At 53.0% G+C, this 17,746-nt stretch carries 17 protein-coding genes; 7 read left to right on the forward strand and 10 right to left on the reverse strand.

Annotated features, from left to right (window positions below; translation table 11 throughout):
* Window positions 1-325 precede the first annotated feature (325 nt).
* From GFS31_RS06135 to GFS31_RS06145, 3 genes are all read left to right on the forward strand, one after another.
* Window positions 326-1,489 carry a glycosyltransferase family 4 protein gene (locus GFS31_RS06135; RefSeq protein ID WP_198807343.1) on the forward strand — a complete coding sequence of 388 codons (1,164 nt, stop codon included), beginning with the start codon at window positions 326-328 and terminating at the stop codon, window positions 1,487-1,489.
* 23 nt (window positions 1,490-1,512) lie between these two features.
* Window positions 1,513-2,466, forward strand: a complete 954-nt coding sequence (locus GFS31_RS06140; protein WP_198807344.1) for a UDP-glucose 4-epimerase family protein — start codon at window positions 1,513-1,515, stop codon at window positions 2,464-2,466.
* Between the two features lie 267 nt (window positions 2,467-2,733).
* Window positions 2,734-2,955 carry a DUF2281 domain-containing protein gene (locus GFS31_RS06145; RefSeq protein ID WP_198807345.1) on the forward strand — a complete coding sequence of 74 codons (222 nt, stop codon included), beginning with the start codon at window positions 2,734-2,736 and terminating at the stop codon, window positions 2,953-2,955.
* A 30-nt stretch (window positions 2,956-2,985) separates the two neighbouring features.
* On the opposite strand, the gene GFS31_RS06150 is transcribed toward GFS31_RS06145, so the two are convergent.
* The 3 genes from GFS31_RS06150 to GFS31_RS06160 form a co-directional block, all read right to left on the reverse strand.
* The gene (locus tag GFS31_RS06150; protein ID WP_198807346.1) at window positions 2,986-3,258 is read right to left on the reverse strand and encodes a DUF2442 domain-containing protein; all 273 of its coding nucleotides are present in this window, start codon (window positions 3,256-3,258) and stop codon (window positions 2,986-2,988) included.
* Window positions 3,212-3,454 (reverse strand): DUF4160 domain-containing protein, encoded by a 243-nt coding sequence (locus GFS31_RS21655; protein WP_198807347.1) that lies wholly within the window; start codon window positions 3,452-3,454, stop codon window positions 3,212-3,214. The genes GFS31_RS06150 and GFS31_RS21655 overlap by 47 nt, the downstream gene beginning before the upstream one ends.
* Window positions 3,455-3,529: 75 nt before the next feature.
* Window positions 3,530-3,676 carry a hypothetical protein gene (locus GFS31_RS06160; protein ID WP_198807348.1) on the reverse strand — a complete coding sequence of 49 codons (147 nt, stop codon included), beginning with the start codon at window positions 3,674-3,676 and terminating at the stop codon, window positions 3,530-3,532.
* 119 nt (window positions 3,677-3,795) lie between these two features.
* Here GFS31_RS06160 and GFS31_RS06165 point away from each other — a divergent pair, with 119 nt between their 5' ends.
* A complete protein-coding gene (locus tag GFS31_RS06165; RefSeq protein ID WP_198807349.1) occupies window positions 3,796-4,440 on the forward strand; it encodes a restriction endonuclease subunit R in 645 nt (214 codons plus the stop codon).
* Window positions 4,441-4,512: 72 nt separating this feature from the next.
* Complete coding sequence (locus GFS31_RS06170) at window positions 4,513-6,357, forward strand: DUF262 domain-containing protein (RefSeq protein ID WP_198807350.1); 1,845 nt, start codon at window positions 4,513-4,515, stop codon at window positions 6,355-6,357.
* Between the two features lie 51 nt (window positions 6,358-6,408).
* Here GFS31_RS06170 and GFS31_RS06175 read toward each other — a convergent pair whose 3' ends face one another.
* From GFS31_RS06175 to GFS31_RS06185, 3 genes are all read right to left on the reverse strand, one after another.
* On the reverse strand, window positions 6,409-6,741 hold the full coding sequence (locus GFS31_RS06175; RefSeq protein ID WP_198807351.1) for a cupin domain-containing protein: 333 nt from the start codon (window positions 6,739-6,741) through the stop codon (window positions 6,409-6,411).
* A gap of 82 nt (window positions 6,742-6,823) precedes the next feature.
* A complete protein-coding gene (locus tag GFS31_RS06180; protein WP_198807352.1) occupies window positions 6,824-7,198 on the reverse strand; it encodes a group I truncated hemoglobin in 375 nt (124 codons plus the stop codon).
* A 100-nt stretch (window positions 7,199-7,298) separates the two neighbouring features.
* Window positions 7,299-9,611: a nitric-oxide reductase large subunit gene (locus GFS31_RS06185; protein WP_198807353.1), complete on the reverse strand. Its 2,313-nt coding sequence runs from the start codon at window positions 9,609-9,611 to the stop codon at window positions 7,299-7,301.
* Window positions 9,612-9,924: 313 nt separating this feature from the next.
* On the opposite strand from GFS31_RS06185, the gene GFS31_RS06190 reads away from it, so the two are divergent.
* Window positions 9,925-10,644 (forward strand): Crp/Fnr family transcriptional regulator, encoded by a 720-nt coding sequence (locus GFS31_RS06190; protein WP_198807354.1) that lies wholly within the window; start codon window positions 9,925-9,927, stop codon window positions 10,642-10,644.
* A gap of 195 nt (window positions 10,645-10,839) precedes the next feature.
* The gene (locus GFS31_RS06195; protein WP_317135085.1) at window positions 10,840-12,033 is read left to right on the forward strand and encodes a pyridoxal-phosphate-dependent aminotransferase family protein; all 1,194 of its coding nucleotides are present in this window, start codon (window positions 10,840-10,842) and stop codon (window positions 12,031-12,033) included.
* A 121-nt stretch (window positions 12,034-12,154) separates the two neighbouring features.
* Here GFS31_RS06195 and GFS31_RS06200 read toward each other — a convergent pair whose 3' ends face one another.
* From GFS31_RS06200 to GFS31_RS06215, 4 genes are all read right to left on the reverse strand, one after another.
* Complete coding sequence (locus GFS31_RS06200; protein WP_198807355.1) at window positions 12,155-13,540, reverse strand: EAL domain-containing protein; 1,386 nt, start codon at window positions 13,538-13,540, stop codon at window positions 12,155-12,157.
* A 708-nt stretch (window positions 13,541-14,248) separates the two neighbouring features.
* On the reverse strand, window positions 14,249-14,605 hold the full coding sequence (locus GFS31_RS06205) for a DUF760 domain-containing protein (RefSeq protein ID WP_198807356.1): 357 nt from the start codon (window positions 14,603-14,605) through the stop codon (window positions 14,249-14,251).
* Window positions 14,606-14,857: 252 nt separating this feature from the next.
* Window positions 14,858-15,658 carry an ABC transporter ATP-binding protein gene (locus GFS31_RS06210; RefSeq protein WP_198807357.1) on the reverse strand — a complete coding sequence of 267 codons (801 nt, stop codon included), beginning with the start codon at window positions 15,656-15,658 and terminating at the stop codon, window positions 14,858-14,860.
* A 68-nt stretch (window positions 15,659-15,726) separates the two neighbouring features.
* The gene (locus tag GFS31_RS06215) at window positions 15,727-17,580 is read right to left on the reverse strand and encodes a serine/threonine phosphatase (RefSeq protein WP_198807358.1); all 1,854 of its coding nucleotides are present in this window, start codon (window positions 17,578-17,580) and stop codon (window positions 15,727-15,729) included.
* Window positions 17,581-17,746: the final 166 nt, after the last annotated feature.

Raw genomic sequence — 17,746 nt, forward strand, 5'->3', positions numbered from 1 at the left:
TTTAAGGAAATAGCTCCCATAGACGTTCATCTGGATACCTTGCGGAATGTTCTCCACGTAGCCGTTGAGCCATGTAACCAGGGCGGAAGCCACATCGTTTTAGGGAATCAATAGCCGAATGAAGCTATTTAAGCGATCAGCCTATAGATTGAGGAAGCTTGATATTCTAAAATGGCCTATTTGCTTACTTCTCTAGTGAGGAGAACTTGTCTCCAAAAGCCTGAGAATTCATTTGGCATCTAATCCACAATCTAAACGATGGTTTTCAAAGGGAACCCTAGCTTAGAATTATCTGCCGACCCTAATCTGAGATCGATATAGCTCTATGACTAAAAAACTACTTATGATTGTTAATGTGGACTGGTTTTTCCTGTCCCATCGCTTACCTATTGCCCTAGGGGCGATAGAAGCTGGCTATGAAGTCCACATTGCCACAGGCATTACCAATTGTCTTCAAGAGATGCAGTCCTATGGCTTGAGGGTTCACCCCATTATCCTGACGCGGGGAGATACGAGCGTTGCTAAAACTCTCATCTTGGGGGCTCAAATTTTAAAGCTTCTGAGTACCTTAAAGCCCGATATTTTGCACCTAGTTACTATCAAACCCGTCTTGATCGGCGGAATTTTAGCGCGACTCTGCCGAACGCCCAGCGTCGTTTCTGCTATTTCTGGGCTAGGCTTCACCTTTACCGATAAGAGCACTAAGGCTAACTTGATTAAGCGACTGGTCAGCTATTTGTATCAGCAAGCTTTTGGCCATAAAAACTTGCAGGTCATTGTACAAAATAGCAACGATCTCGTGACGCTTCAGAAGATAACAAAATTGCCGGAACAGCGCTTTACGCTACTACCTGGCTCTGGAATTGATTTGAAAAAATTCTATCCCCAGCCCTATCCTACAGGTAAGCCAATTGTGATGCTGGCTAGTCGTATGCTAATGAGTAAGGGCGTTCAGGAGTTTGTTGAAGCGGCAAGGTATCTATCTCAAGAAAAAGAAGTCGATGCCCGATTTGTTTTGGTTGGTTCACCTGATCCGTATAATCCAACGTCTTTAACTGAAGAACAGCTTATCCACTGGCAACAGGAAAGCATTATTGAATGGTGGGGGCACCGCACTGATATGGCCGCCACGATCAACGAGGCCCATATAATTGTCCTTCCAAGCAGCTATGGAGAAGGCTTACCTAAGGTTCTCATTGAAGCGGCGGCTTGTGGGCGTCCCATTGTCACCACGAACATACCGGGATGCCGTGATGCGATTGAGGCTAACGTCACGGGTTTCCTGGTTCCAGTCAAAGATGTTGATGCCCTGGCCGCCGCGATGGAAAGCTTGATTTTAGATCCACAGCAACGGGCCAGTATGGGTCAGGCTGGACGCCAGAGAGCGGAAGCCTACTTTGCCATTGAGGACATCGTTGCGGCCCACCTTCGGATCTACAGCGAGATGTATCGTTCGGCTAATTTGACAACACAAGCACCTAAACTTTAGCCCTAATCTAAGTCAGATTTGCCATGAACATTCTTGTAACTGGTGCTAACGGTTTTGTGGGCAGTGCCCTTTGTGATCATTTGCTCCAATCCAGTGAATATCATCTTTTTGCAGCCCTGCGCCGCCTTCCGTCCCAGCTTCCCCCCGGCCTTACCCCGCTGCCCATCACTGACTTCAGTGACCTGACCCCTCACCTTCACCAAATCGACGTCATTGTGCATTTGGCTGCCCGTGTTCACCAAATGCAGGACACCGCCGCCGACCCCCTTGCCGAATTTCGAGCGGTTAATACCACCGCCACGGCCAACCTTGCCCAGGCGGCTGCCCAAGCCGGAGTCCGTCGCTTTATCTACCTCAGTTCGATTAAGGTCAACGGTGAATTCACTCCAATGGGTCAGCCCTTCGCCGCCCAGGATGTTCCTCATCCTCAAGATCCCTACGGCATTTCCAAAGCGGAAGCCGAAATCCAACTTCGCTCCATTGCCCAAACGACCGGAATGGAAGTTGTCATAATTCGTCCTCCCCTAATCTATGGCCCTGGTGTCAAGGCTAACTTCCTGTCAATGATGCGCTGGCTAGATAAAGGCTATCCCCTACCCCTCGGCGCTATCCACAACCGTCGTAGCCTATTGGCGCTCTCCAACCTCGTTGATTTAATCATCACCTGTCTCACCCACCCTGCCGCTGCCAACCAGACCTTCCTCGCCAGTGACGATGAAGATCTCTCGACCACCGACCTGCTCAGACGCCTTGCCAAGGCCCTAAAGAAGCCTGCTCGACTCATTCCAGTACCGATGCCGCTCCTCCAAGCCGCTGCTCAGATTATCGGTAAGCCTGCCCTTGCCCAGCGGTTATGCGGCTCATTGCAGGTGGATATCAGCAAAACCCAAGCCTTGCTGGGCTGGACACCCCCTGTCAGTGTTGATCAAGGTTTGAGCATAACCGCTCAACACTTCCAACAATCACAACGGCAGTAATCATCTACCAAGATCTGCTGCTTCACCACCCTCCAAGCCTTCGGCTATGGGCGGAGCACTGCGACAGATCTTGGTAGATCGCAAACCTGCTCTTTTGCCATGATCCAGCCTACCCGGCGGGACGAAATCTCTCTCCCAGGTTGGGAGAGGGACTTTGTAGCGCTTCCGGCTCCCCTCTCCATCCTGGGGGGTAAGAGATGCGGGGACTTTGCGATCTACTGATCCTGAGCGTTAAAATTGCGGCATCCAGCCTTTTCGCAGATTCCTATGACGATTGCCGAACAAATTGTCGAGTATCTAGCGGTGCTGCCTGAACAAGAGCAGCGTGAAGTGCTGGACTTTGTTGAGTTTTTGGAAAACCGCTACCGACAACAAAGTCAGCAATCAGAAAATGAAAGCTGGTCAACGTTTTCTCTAGAATCGGCTATGCAGGAGCTTGAGGATGATCCTATTGAGTACACCGTGGCAGACTTGAAGGAAACGTTCTAATGGTTCAGGAAGGACAAATTGTTCTTGTTATCAGGAAGGTTTGAGGTTGAACTGGAGTGGAAAATGTTCTGGATGTTGAATCATGTCTAGGGAAAGATCAACATCGAGATCGGGCCAGTAGAGATGGCCTGGATGGGGTTCTTCTACATTAAAAATATGCTTGACAGGAGCCTCCTGAAACCAGGGGAATTGGTCATAGGGCAAGAAGTATTCTTGATCGTTGTGGATTAACCACAGACCATGCTTTGAGATATTGCTAACTTCCAGGTTTGAAATGGTTGTTCCAGGCGTTTCTAAAGTCATCGCGATATTCCTCAATGAGTTGCTCAATTTGCTTAAGCTGTGTTTTAGAAAGCTTATGGTTCGTGGCTAACTCTAGGTTCGGTTCTAGCCAAAATTTTGCTTCTCCATCTGCACAGGAAACATGAATGTGAACCCGACTTTCTTCTCTGGAGAAGAAATAAAATCGATAAGGGCCAATTTTGAGGATGGTTGGCATACGCTCAATGGAGGAAATCTGACGCGCTGATCTCGCAGATTCTGTCTTTATCCTAGCTTTCTGCTCATCAACCGTCTAGGACTGGCGAACGGAGGTCAGCAACAAGACACCAAAGCCCAGAAACACAGAAACCTGCGATGGGTAGGGGATAGGGTTGAGCAGGATGGTGAATTGCGGCCAAGGGGATGTACCACAGGGCCGAAAAATGGCGGTGCTGCCCATGGAGCCTGCACGTTAAAATGACGGCATACAGCCTTGGAGAGGCCAAACCTTAGTAATGTCGAGCGGCCCTGCCCTGCCCACGGCAAACGGGGTGACAACAGAATGGGGATAGGGAGGCAATGATGGTTCAAACCCTGGCGATTTCCGAGAATCTGACCCTCAAGTATTTGCGAGAGTCTTTTAGCCTGTCCTGGGTGCAGGAGTCGGACTTTTTCCCAGAGTGGCAGTCTGAGTGGCCTGTGCCCACGGAGGCCCAACGGCAAGCCCTAGATCGCATTCGAGACCGCTATTGTCACCAGCTTGATGAAGGATCGATGCTGGAAAATGGCGTGAAAATGATGATTGTCTCGCCCCTGCTGGATCGAGCGGGCTTTTACGATCCGCCCTTCCGCTGTCGTTTTGAGCCTTCGGTGGAGGTGAGTGTTAACACGGGCGAAACGACCCTCAAGGGCCGCATCGATACCCTGGTGGTGAACCAGCAGATTTGGGTTTGGGTGCTAGAGGCAAAACGCACTACATTCTCGCTATCCCTGGGTATTCCCCAGGCGTTGGCCTATATGTTGGCCAATCCTCAGCCCCGGCAACCTGCCTATGGTCTGCTCTGTAGCGGCGAAAGTTTTCTGTTTCTCAAGCTTTCGCTTCAGCCTAGCCCCCAGTATGGTTTGTCGCAACATTTCAATATCCTCAACCCTGGCGACTTGGGCCAAGTGCTAGGCATTCTGAAACACCTGGGTCAGTTAAGTCTTACCCCAGCCAAGTCCTAGGTCTAGCCCTTGTTGTTGACCGCCATTTGTCCATAGGTTCCACAGATTAAATTCGTAATGTAAGGATAAGTCATGGTTGATATCGCTCCTGACAAACAAAACATTGATAGTGTTTTTTCAAACACTGTCTATTACATTGACTTCTATCAGCGTGACTATAAGTGGACGGAGGAACCTGTTACTCGACTACTAGATGACATATTCTATAAATTCAATCAGGAATATGAACTTCTCAAAGACCTTGATCCTAGAAAGGAAATTATCACTGCTAAATATCCCTGGTATTACCTTAATACCTATGTCACAAATACTGTAGATGGCAAAGTATACATAGTTGATGGTCAACAGCGCCTAACGACGCTGACACTCATAATCATAAAGCTATATCAATTGGCGCATCAGAATGACTCCATGGCTACCAACTGGTTGCAAGCTAAATTAGTAGGCTTTTCAGGTATGGAGTGCCAGTTCTGGATGAACCACGAGCGCCATCGCCACGTTCTTGAAGCACTGAAAGATGATCATGATTTGAACAGCATCGATACATCGTCAGGTATTACAGCAGTTAATATGGTGCGAAATTATCGCACTATCAGTACCTATCTAGACCAGGAAATTATTGATCGAAACAAGCTAGAGACGTTTATCTTTTACTTTCTTTATCGCCTGATTCTGATTAATCTTGCGGTTGAACAAACTGATGTACCTATGGTTTTCGAGGTTATTAATGATCGTGGTGTACGCCTGCGGCCCTATGAAATTATTAAAGGTAAGTTACTAGGTCAGATCGATAAGCTAGAACTGGATCAGTACGATTATAATAGTCTTTGGGAAGATCGAGTTCGAGCTATCAATAGTTATCGTGAAGATGAAATTGATACCTTTTTTCGTTACTATCTGAAATCCAAATACTCTGACACACGAAAAGACGGTACTCGCTTCGATGGTGACTATCATCGAGAGATGTTTAGTCACACTATGAATACCTCCCTAAAGGTTAACCATAATCCTGTTGGCGTCAAAGACTTCCTCGACAAAGAATTTAACTACTTTACTGGCCTTTATCTCAAGATAATAGAAGGGACAAAAACTGAAGTCCAAGCTTATCCCCACGTCTTTCTCAACCGATTGAATGAGATGGATAGTCAGTTTTTGTTAATCCTCTCTAGTTGCCGACGAAATGACTCTGAAGAAGACCTAAAAATCTGTACTATCTCCTATGAAATTGATCGGCTATTCTCACTACTGCAACTTCAAAATGCTTACGACAGTAACGCCTTTGCAACTTTACTCTATCAAGTTTCTGCTGCTGTTCGAGATAAATCAATAGATCAAATTCGTCCAGTTTTTGATCACTTCCTAAAAGAGGAATTAACTCGTCAACGCTCTACTACGGTAACTGAGCCGTTTCAGTACGCTTTTTTCCGTAATACAGGCATCAATCTAAATATTCGATTTAAGCGCTATTTCTTCGCTCGAATTGAACAATTTCTTGCGAAGGAAACCAATATGAATATGAAGCACTCCGTTGAAGATCTAGTCACCAAGAGAGGTCACGTTAATGGTTTCCACGTCGAACATATTCTGTCTCATAATGACGATAATCTCAAGCTGTTTAACGGAGACAGCGATCTGTTTGAGCAGGAACGTAACCGTTTGGGTGGCCTGCTATTGCTAAAAGGTCTAGACAATATCTCAAGCAGTAATGAACCCTACAGTGAAAAGCTTAAAACCTATGCCAATACTCTCTACTGGAATGAAACCTTGAGGGCAGACTCCTATAAATCCAAGTTAGATATGCAGTCATTAAAGAAACGTTACAACTTAGAGCTGTGTCCCTATGACTCTTTTGGACCAGACGAACTCAATGCTCGTCAAAAGTTACTCTACGAGATGAGCGCCATCATTTGGAAGTAGGAAGAGATGGTATCTCTAACAGCATCTGGTTATCTACTATCAGAAGTACGGCTAGCCCTCCGCCGAAAGGGTGAGCAAAAAGGCGAGGTTGGTGGTGGCTTCTAGGGCGTGGGGGGCATTGGCCAGCATCAGCACAAACATACCGGGTTCTAGGGCAATGGGTTGGCCCTCTAGGGTGAGGGTGCCGCTGCCGGAGATTACATTCACCGTGGCGTTGCGGGTGGAGGTGTGTTCTGAGATTTCCGTCCCCGCCGCTAGGCAAAAGAGGGTGTATTGGCAGGTGGCATCTTTCCACAGCACCTTACTGAGCACACCGGATTCGGGAAACTCTAGGTGATCGTGGAGTTGCAGGGTGGTGGTGGGTGGGGTGATGAGGGTGGACATGGGGAGAGTAGGGAGTGGGGAATAGGGAGTGGGGAGTTGGTCTAGATCCCCAGTTTCTACGGGAAATTGGGGATCTGATGGCTTACTGGTTCAACACATCGCGCTTGTGGGCGGGGGCGGCGGCAATGGCGGCGACCTGGGCGCGGAGTTCCTCAGAAACGCCGATTTCTTCGAGGGTGATCATCAAATCTTCGGCCACGGCATTGAAGTGATCGCTGTTGAGGCCGTGCTGCTGCACCAGGGCTTGATGGGCCTCGCGCATGTAGCGGCCATCGTACTTATCGGTGCCGCCAAAGGCGTAGGTGAGGAAGGCTTTTTGGTGCGCCCGCTGTTTCACCATGTCCACATTGGCGAAAAAGTGCTTAATGCGGTCATCCTGAAGCACCCGTTCATAGAACTTATCCACGGCGAGATCCACCGCCGCTGCACCGCCGAGTTGGTCAAATAAAGTCGTCATGGGGTGTCCTTTGAATGAAGAAACAGTTTCTGGGGTTAAAATCCCGATTTTTGGGCTAGATCCCCAGTTTTTCCATCAACCGGGGATCTCCAGCTACAGATTAGCGCCCTTCAATCACGGGATGGCCCGGTTGGGGTGCGCCCAGTTGGGTGGGCTGGCGGAAGATGGCATAGACCGCCTGCACGGTGAACAGCACCATGCCGATGGCCCCGATGGTAAACACCACATCACCGGGGATGCGCAGCCATACTGTCCACTGCATCCAAGGGGAGCCAATTACCTCGGCGCTGCGGGCATACCAGGTGCCGTGGTTGACGGACTGCATGAGCTGGTAGAAGCCGTTGGGAATCAGGCCCAAGATCATCATGGCCAGCAGGCCACCGTTGAGGCTCCAAAACGAGACCCGCAGCAGCTTCTCGTTCCAGGCGCGGTCGGGCACAATTTCCCGCAGGGCAAACAGCATGAGGGCAATGGCCAAGCAGCCGTAGACCCCAAACAGGGCGCTGTGAGCATGGATGGGCGTGGTGTTGATGCCCTGGGAGTAGTAGAGCACGATTGGCGGGTTAATCAGGAAGCCAAAAACGCCCGCGCCCAGAAGGTTCCAGAAGCAGGTGGCCAGGAAAAAGCGCAGGGGCCAGCGGTAGAAGTTCTGGGCCTGATCGGACATCCGCAGGGTTTTGACCACCTCAAAGCCGACCAGCGTCAGGGGCACCACTTCCAGGGCGGAGGCGACGGCTCCCATGGCGGCGATGAAGGAGGGGGTTCCGGCAAAATACAGGTGGTGCAGGGTGCCGATGACGCCGCTGCCCAGGTAGAGAATCGTCGTTAAATAAGTGGCGCGGAGGGCCGAGGACTTTTTCAAAAAGCCCAGTTCGCTACAGAGGTAGGCAATGGCCACGGTGGCGAACACCTCAAAGAAGCCCTCCACCCACAGATGCACCACCCACCAGCGCCAATATTCCGCCACGCTGACGGGGGTGTGGTTGGTGTACATCAACCCAGAGGCGTAGAACAGCGGGATGGTGATGGCGCTGTAGAGGAAGAAGTGGTTTAGCCCGGTTTTGCTGCCTTCGGCCTTGAGGGCGGGACGCAGGGCGCGGAACATCAGCCACAGCCAGAACACCATGCCGCCAATCAGCAACACCTGCCACAGGCGACCCAGTTCCACATACTCATAGCCCTGGTGGCCGAAGAGGAAGCTGTTGTCTCCGGTGAGGATGCCCTGCACACTGGCCCAGGATCCGACCAGGGAACCGACCACCACCACTGTCAGCGCAATCAGCAGGGCGCTATTGCCCCACACTTGGCCCTTGGGTTCCTGCTTGCCAAACCGGGGGGCAAAATACAGCCCCGCCGCCAGCCAGCAGGTGGCAATCCAAAACACCGCCAGTTGCAGGTGCCACGTCCGCGACGCCGCGTAGGGCAAATACTGTTGCAGGGGCAGACCGTAGAAACCGTCGCCCTCTACCGCATAGTGGGCCGTCACCATACCCATCAGGATTTGTACCCCAAACAGCGCCATCGCCACGCCAAAAAACAGACTGGTGGCCTTTTGGCTGGGGGTAGCCAGACGGATGGCGGGCCGCTCGGCAACGATCTGCACCTCTTCCGAATCTTCCTGGGTGAGGTAGACAAAGAGGAACGCGCCAATGCTAAAAATCAGCACAATCACCGACACAATCGACCACACCAGGAATTGACCGGGGGCCTGGTTGCCGATCAGGTCATCGTGGGGCCAGTTGGCGGTGTAGGAAAAGGGCGCATTGGGGCGCGTGGCCGAAGCCGCCCAGGCCGTCCAGGCAAAGAAGGCCGTCACATCGCGGATTTCTTGCTCACTGGTGAACCAACCGTCGGGGATAGAGTGAATCCGCGAACCGTGGGCCAGCAGGGTTTGGTAGTCCGCAAACACCTGCTTCAGCCCCTGCACCTGGGCATTGGTCAGCACCAGGGTATTGGCCTCGGCATCGTAGCGGTTGGGCTTAAACTGCTCGCTCACCTGGGCTTGCAGCACCACCCGATCCGTCGCACTCAGAGCCTCCAAATCCGCCTGGGAAAAGCTGGGGTCGTTGGCATAGATCACCCCAGCGGTGGCCAGCCCCCAACGGTGCAGCACATCCGCCGTCCAGTCGGGCGCGAGGTAGCTGCCGTGGCCCCAAATGCTGCCCACATGTTGTCCGCCTCGGCCTAGGTAGGTGACTTGGCCATTTTCCACATCGGCGGCGGTAAAGATCACCTCATGCTGGGGCGATTCCACGATGGCGGGATGGGGGGGAGCGTATTTAGAAATGGCCGCCCCTGCCCCCAGCAACACGCTGAAGGTGACGACACAGATCAGCACCAGCCACACGGGCAAGCTTAAGTTTCTAAGTCGAGATCGAGCCTGGGCCGCGACCTCAAAGGATGGATTAGCCATGGTAAAACGTTGTGATATGACAAAGCTTCCGACAACGCTTCCAGATTAAAAGATGGCTTCTGCGAATCTCTTGACCTAAGTCAAAAAAACCCTTGAGAGAATGTTAATTTTGCCTTTCCTCCGTAAAAATCAAAACTTAAAAATGGCGCGAAGGCCCACAGAATCAGCCATATCACGATGTAGCTATAGGCTCATGGCTGTTGAGAGTGAGGGGCTGGCTACGTTATAATCTGTAACTAAATCATTACAATTCTTTAATTCAAAACATCTTGATTCTTGCCATTGAGCCTCTGCCCCCTATGCACAATTACCTATGAGTCAGCAATCCTTGGGTCTCAGGGATTGGCTAAAAACGACGCTGATTTTTCGAGAACTCAATCCATCACAACTGCAAGATTTGGCCCACATTGCCCAACGTCAAAGGTTTTCCAAAAAAGCCGTTATTTTTGAAGAAGGATCCGAAGCAACGGGTTTCTTTGTGGTCAAAACGGGGCGGGTCAAAATTTATAAAACCTCTCCCAATGGCAAAGAGCAAATTCTGCAACTCTTTGGGGAGCGGGACTATTTTGCCGAAGTACCCGCCATGGATGGCCAGTGCTTCCCCGTTTCCGCCGCCACCCTAGACGCCTCGGAACTGCTGTTTTTCCCCCGCCAGGATTTTCTCTCCCTCCTGGGCGAGCATCCCGAAATCGCCGTGGGCCTCTTGGTCAGCTTCTCCATTCACCTGCGGCAGCTCACTAAAACCATCGAAGACCTCGCCTTCAAAGACGTGCCCCAACGGCTAGCCACCTACCTATTCGATCAATACGCCCGCTCGCCCCAGTCGGATACGCTGACCCTCGACCTCACCAAAAGCCAACTCGCCGCCACCCTAGGCACCATCCCCGCCACCCTTTCCAGGGCCTTCTATCGCCTCAGCCAAGAAGGGTTGATTGCGGTCAACGGCTCCGTCATCGAAGTCCTCAATCCCGATGGCCTGCAAGCCTTCGCCCAAGCCCATCAGCCTAGCGACGACGAGGATCCAGAAACCTAACCCCATCGCTGCCCAAGGACGAGGATTCCCGCTCACAACCTTACGACAGTCGGAAAAATTCTATGAATGCCCTGGGATGTTGGTAAGCTGATAATTCTTGTTTTTTGTGATCACACTTTTGGGGTCACAGGTTGAGTGACGCTGTGGTTTAAGACGATCCTAGGTCTTGAATGGTCATAGAACCTGCGAATCCCTGTGGTCAACGCTTTTGTTATTGCAGAAACGCAACTGGTGGCAGGCATGGACAACAAACTGATGCTGATGATTCCGGGGCCAACCCCCATCCCCGAACAGGTGCTCTTGGCCATGGCCAAGCATCCCATGGGGCACCGCAGCGGCGAATTTAGCGCCATCATGGCCGAGGTGACGGAAAACCTCAAGTGGCTGCACCAAACCCAAAACGATGTGCTGATTCTAGCCTCCAGCGGCACGGGCGCAATGGAAGCGGGCATTATCAACTTCCTGAGCCAGGGCGATAAGGTGCTGGTGGGCAACAACGGCAAGTTTGGCGAACGCTGGGGCAAAGTGGCTCGCGCCTTTGGGTTAGATACCCAGGAAATCACCGCTGAGTGGGGCAAGCCGCTGAACCCTGACGACTTCAAAGCGGCCCTAGAAGCGGATACCGACAAGCACATCAAGGCTGTCATCGTCACCCACAGTGAAACCTCCACCGGGGTGCTCAACGACCTCCAAGCCATCAATACCCACGTGAAAGCCCACGGGGCGCTGATTATTGTGGATGCCGTGACCAGCCTGGGTGCTTGCTCGGTGCCCGTGGATGAATGGGGTCTAGATGTGGTAGCCTCTGGCTCTCAGAAGGGCTACATGATTCCCCCTGGTTTGGCCTTCGTCAGCGTTAGCGCCAAGGCTTGGACGGCCTACGAAACCGCGACTCTGCCCAAGTTCTATCTCGACCTTGGCCCCTACCGCAAAAACGCCGCCAAAAACACCACCCCCTTCACGCCGCCCATCAACCTCTTCTTTGCCCTGCAAGCGGCCCTGCAAATGATGAAGAAGGAAGGGCTAGAGGCCATCTTTGCCCGCCACGACCGCCAAAAGCGGGCCACCCGCGACGCGATGAAAGCCCTCAACCTGCCCCTCTACGGTGGCGACGGCTGCGCCAGTCCCGCCATCACCGCCGTCATGCCCCAGGGGGTAGATGCGGAGCAAATTCGCTCGGTGATGAAAAAGCAGTTTGACATTGCCCTCGCTGGCGGCCAAGACCACCTCAAGGGTCAAATCTTCCGAATGGGCCACCTAGGCTTTGTGTGCGACCGGGATATTCTCACCGCCGTTGCCGCCCTAGAAGCCACCTTGGCCCACCTGGGTTACAGCGACTTCACCCCTGGGGCTGGGGTCGCCGCCGCCGGGAAAACACTGCTGGCCTAGTCCAGCCTCCATGGCCGACGTTAGCAAGATGGTAGCCAAGTGCGCCACGAACAAGGGGCTTAGGCTCTTTGTTCGTGACAGGTGCTAAGTTCGTGACAGGTGCTAACCAAGCCTAGCTGCCTCAATCCTCTGGGTTATCCTGTGTTGCGGTTGGCCTAGGGGATTGGGCTAGGAGGGCTAAAATTTCGTCCACAGTCAGGGGTTTACTAAATAAAAAACCTTGGCCAATGTCGCAGCCCATTTCCTTGAGGATCTGTCGATGGTCTTCGGTTTCAATACCTTCGGCAATGGTAAGCAGCCCTAGTCGTTTAGCCATGTCGATAATGGAGCTAACCAAAACCCGAGCCCGGTGGCTAGTGCAGATCTTTTGGGTAAAAGACTGATCGATTTTGAGGTTATCGATTTCGCAGCGTTCCAAATAGCTCAGGCTAGAGTAGCCTGTGCCGAAATCATCGAGGGCTACCTCAAACCCCGCTGCCCGACAGTCATCAATGGCTTGAATCGCATCTGCTTGATCTAGGAAAATTCGTTCAGTCACCTCTAGTTTGAGGAACTTGGGACTAATGTTGTAGCGATGGGTGAGGGCCAGCAATTTATCGCAGAAATCAGGCTCCTGAAACTGGCGAACGGAGATATTGACGCTCACAAATAAGCGGTTGTTCGTGGCTTGATGCTTCTGCCAATGAGACTGAAACGTTTTGAGGTCGAGGCAGGCTCGTTCTAAAATCCAGTCGCCAATGGGCACAATGAGGGAGGTTTCCTCCGCTAGGGCAATGAACTGCTGGGGAGGCACCATGCCTCGCTCTGGACACTGCCAGCGCAGGAGTGATTCAAAGCCGACAATGCCATTATCTGCCATGGAAAAAAGAGGCTGATAATAGGGCTGAAGTTCGTCGTTGCTAACCGCCTTTTGTAGATCAGACTCCAGCTTGATCTCCTCTAAAATTCTTCGATGTTGGGGATCCTTCACGTAGGCTTTTTCAGTCACCGCCGGAGTGGGCAACACCACATGGGAAGAATTCATGACGGTTTTGAAGTACGTATTGTAGGCGCGATTGCGGTGTAGCGAAATAGAAATTAGCAGTCTCACCAGTGGGTTAGAAGCCTCGATGCGCTCTGCAATTTGTGCGGCTGAAATGACAATGCAGCGACAGGGCCCCATGGCGCGGGCTGAGGCAGACCGTGGGTAATCATCAATGAGACCCATCTCACCAAAAATGTCTCCTGGCCCTAGGACGCTAAGCTGCACCGCCTCGCTACCCGACCCCACAAAAATTTCGATCAGGCCCGACTCAATAATGTAGGCCGAATCAGAGGCACTGCCTTCGGTAAAAATGGTTTCCCCTTCCCGAAACAGCCGCACATTACAGTTGTTCGTTTGGGGTGGACTCGCCACTATCGGCTGAGGTAATCTTGCGGCCACCATGGCCTCCGGTCTTCGCGACGGGTCGGGGGAATCTATGGTAGGAGGGGAGGGGAAGGCGGAGGACGGAGAGACAGGCGGCATGGCAAAGACAGAACGAAAAGGGACAAGCTACATCCAAGAGGCAGATACCAAAAAGGCAGGGGCGTAGCCCAAGGGTCGTCATGGTCTGGGCACAATCGCGGTAGAGGCAACATCTGCCAACATCATGGCCGCCAAGGCAACCTATAGCCCTATTGCTAGATAGATATTAAAAATGGGCTGATCGCCAGAGAACCCAATTTCATGGTTTTCGCCTTTATCCCAGATCCGCCAGGAAATAGGTGATAACCTCAGACCACTCGCTCACCATGGGTAAAGCGGTAGGCTTAGTTGTGCAACGGCAGGGGAGCCTAAGCAGCCACCTTTCCTATGCTCATCGTAACCAACCACTGGGCTGACGATGTAAAGTTTTATTAAGCATTAGCCTATCGCGATGTGGAATCTTAGCACAAGTCATTTTGGGGCGTTGGCTTGGCCTGTGGGCCATTTATCCCTCTCAAGATAGATCTTTGCGTCTCAGGGTGCCGACTCAGCGCCCACACAGATAAGTCCCCCGGCCTCAGCAGGGCCGAAGGACTAGGCAATGCTATGAGGGTGTGGCCGCAGGGGCTCTAGGGCAAGCGGGGAGAAAAGGCGGATCTGGGTAGGGTAACTCCCAAGAGGGCTTTGCCCACGAACCCTACTTAGGGGCAAGTTTTGCCCTCAGCGTGGGGGGCTCTGAGGGGCCTAGGCGGGCGAATGGCTGGGGCCTTAGCTATCAAAGTCAAAGCTATCGGGGCTCAGGAACGACCCGGAAACCGTGTGCTCCAGTTCCATGCGCTGTTCCATTTGGCGCAGGAAGTAGCCTGTCATCATGGCTGAGGCTAGCAACCCCGCTAGGTTGTCGCGGTCGGTGGTCACTTGGACGTTAAAGCCGTCTCCGGGCAGCACGCCCACCAGTCCTTGGACGTTCTGGGCGATGATTTGCTTGATTTCACCACTGACGGATTGAGCCACGCGGGTGAGTACCTCTGGCGGCTGGTGCTGAAGGTATTTCAGCAGCTCATTGGGATGATCACTATCCGTAGACATCCCAATGAAATCAGTGTCTTCAGGGTTAAATGCCATAGAACCTTTGAGACCTCTGGTTACAACGTAGGCATAGGGGAAATAAGTATGAATTAATACTTAGTATGGTAGTAGAGTGCCCATTCCCTAGGGTATACCTATCAATATTCCCGATAATAGCGTAACGAATCATGAAATAGCGGCTCTATGGAAGAATGAGCCCGCCGTGATTCCCATGGCCTTGGGGCAGACTGTGGATGATCTGCTGCTCCTTTGGCAGAAGCCAGCCAGGAGAGGGGAATCGAAGATAAGCTAGCCTCGCTGAATATGGCGGCGTAGTTCGGTATACATCTCGTGAAAATGGTCCGTAAAGCAAAGGTCAAGGGTGCGGGGCCGAGGTAAATCTACGGAGACCTGATAGACAATGGTGCTGGGCCGAGATCCTAAAACGTAGATTGTATCGGATAGAAACAGCGCTTCTCGGAGGTCGTGGGTGACGAGGAGGGCGGTGCAGCCAGTTTGCTGCCAGAGGTCTTGCAGCAGGCTCCACATCTCCTCGCGGGTGAAGGCGTCGAGGGCGGCAAAGGGTTCGTCCAGCAGCAGAATTTCAGGCTGGTGAATCAGGGCGCGACAGAGGGAAGCCCGCTGGCGCATTCCCCCTGAAAGCTGCCAGGGATAGTGGTTCTGAAAAGCGTGTAGACCAACCGTGGTCAACAGTTTTTCGGCGGCGTGCAGGTATTGGGATCGGTGTTGGCGGAAGTGACGCTTGTGGGGCTGTACTACCTCCAAGGGCAGCAGCACGTTGTCTAGGGTGTTACGCCAGGGCAGCAACACCGGATTTTGGAAGGCAATCCCAATGTTTTTGAGGGGGCCAGTGATGGGTTGCCCATGGAAGTATACCGCGCCTTCCTGGACTGGGCTGAGGCCAGATACCATTCGCAGTAAGGTAGTTTTGCCGCAGCCCGACGGCCCGACTAGGGCCACAAACTCTCCCTCGGCGACCCGAAAGGCGACATGGTCAATGACCGTCAGAGGGGCACCGTGGCCGTGGTAGGTCAGCCGAATATCCTGGAAATCTAAAGCAGGTTTGGCCGCCGAGCTCGCATCGATCATGGGAAAAACCACCGCCTACGCCTCAACGCTACCGACTCTAGAGGCAACAAAATGTATTTTCAGGTACATTACGATAACGCTAACTGGTTGAGGTCGGGCCGTAGTTTGAAGCGCACTAAAATCAGCGTAATGTTGTCGTGGCCGTTTTTGTCATTGGCCAACTGAACTAAGTCAGCCACCCCCTGATCGAGGTTGGCCTTAGAACTAAGCAGTGGAGCAATGTGGCTGGCTTCGTGGCGTTCTAGAAGATTGTTGTCGCTCAGGCCATCGGAGCACAGGAGAAACAGCGTGTCTTCCACGATATCTTGGAAGGCGATCCCTGGTCTGAGGGCGTCTTGGTCGCGGGGGCCAAGGGCCTGGGTAAGCTGGTAGGCGTCGGGACGGGCGTAGGCAATGGCAGGCTCAACACCGCGATTAATTTCCCGCTGTCCTACTTCGTGGTCTATGGTGAGCTGCTGCAAGCCGTAGCGTTTGTTGTAGCTGTAGATGCGGCTATCGCCCACGTGAACTAGGGCCATGCGAAGATCTTGCACCAAGGCCATTACGAGGGTGGTTCCCATGCGGCCTAGGCCGGAGGTCGCCTTAACTTGGTTGGCCTCAAAGATGGCCTGATTGGCCTTTGCGACCCCTGCGATGATGGCCCCTTCGTCTAGGTAGCGATCTCGATCTAGGCGACTGAAGTAGTCCCGCAGTGTCTGTACCGCGAGTTGGCTCGCCACTTCCCCCGAGGCATGACCACCCATACCATCGCAGAGCACATACAGGCCTGTCGCGTCGAGGTGTGCTCCTTGGGGGCCATTGTGCTTCAGCAGTTGGGTTTGGCAGAGGAAGCAGTCTTCATTGTGGTGGCGCTGTTGACCCACATGGCTCTGGCCCGCTTCCTCCAGAGACAATAGCTTCATGGGGAGCACCATCGTCGGCAGGTCTAGCCCGCCTCCCTCGTCTCCTTCGTCTCCTTCGTCGCCCTCTGGGTCATCATCGTCGGCTTCATTGAGGCCAAGCAGTGCCTCATCAAAATTGAGCAGGGGATCAGCGTCAGTGTCCTCCCCGATGGTTAGGGTCGGAATTGTGACCTGCTGGGCCAAAACCGGGTTGGATCGATATTGCCCCGCCAGATCGGCTAGGGCCTCTTGGAGGCGTTCTAGGGGGGTGAGGTGGCCCTCGGCGAGGGCGTGAATGAGCTGCTGGAGGGCGATGGTTGGAGAGAGCGACTCTGTGAGCAACATTCGTTGCCAAGTTTGCCCCAGGGCAGGCAGGTTGGGAGTAGTGGCCGAGATATCGAGGTGGCTGAGGCACAGCAGATGGTTGGGGCTGAGCACCAGGCGATCGGGGTTGAGCAGGGTAATCTGCCCCTGCCAAGGAGCCAGCGCCTTCCACAACAGGGTAATTTCAAACAGCCACTGGGTTTGCTGAAGGGGGTCAGTGGTTTTAGTGGGCCACAGGGTTTCTAGGCGAGGCCAGGTGCTGCGATCTTCTAAGACCAGGATGGGCTGACCATCAGCATAAACCACATCATGGAGTTCTGGCACAGCCGGGAAGTAGTCGGCTTGGAGGGCCAGATAGGGCAAGGCTTGAACGGGTAGAGCCGCCAGTTCAGGAACGGTCTGCGGGTTGAGATCGGGCTGCTCTAGCCAGAGATCCTGAAGGGTTTGGAGGGGATAGCCCTGGCGCAGATCACAATCGATCACAGCCTGCACCATCACAGAATCTCCCGCCGCCGTCCACTGGTGTTGAGGCTGTCCTAGGCGTTGGTAGCGCTGTTCCTGGTCTAGGTAGGGCCTGGGGCTGGGGTCATCGCCCAGGGCCGTTGTGCTTTGATCGGGCCACCACAGGCTACACCAGCGCTGGAGCGGCTGGCCACAGTGATCGCACTCCCCTCGGTCATCGGAATTTTCAAACTGGCAAGAAGGGCAGATTAGCATGGCTGAACGCCACATCGAAGCTAGGCAGGGGTGCTGATGTTGGCTCATGCCCATTGTGGATCAAATCCGCCGACTCGGCTTACCTAGAAGCGGCGATGGGGTAAATCTTCAACCTCTGGGGGGATATCTCCACAGATCCTTGCCACAAATGTATCGAAATTGCAAC

It is taken from the genome of Leptolyngbya sp. BL0902, assembly GCF_016403105.1.
Classification (GTDB): Bacteria; Cyanobacteriota; Cyanobacteriia; order Phormidesmidales; family Phormidesmidaceae; genus Nodosilinea.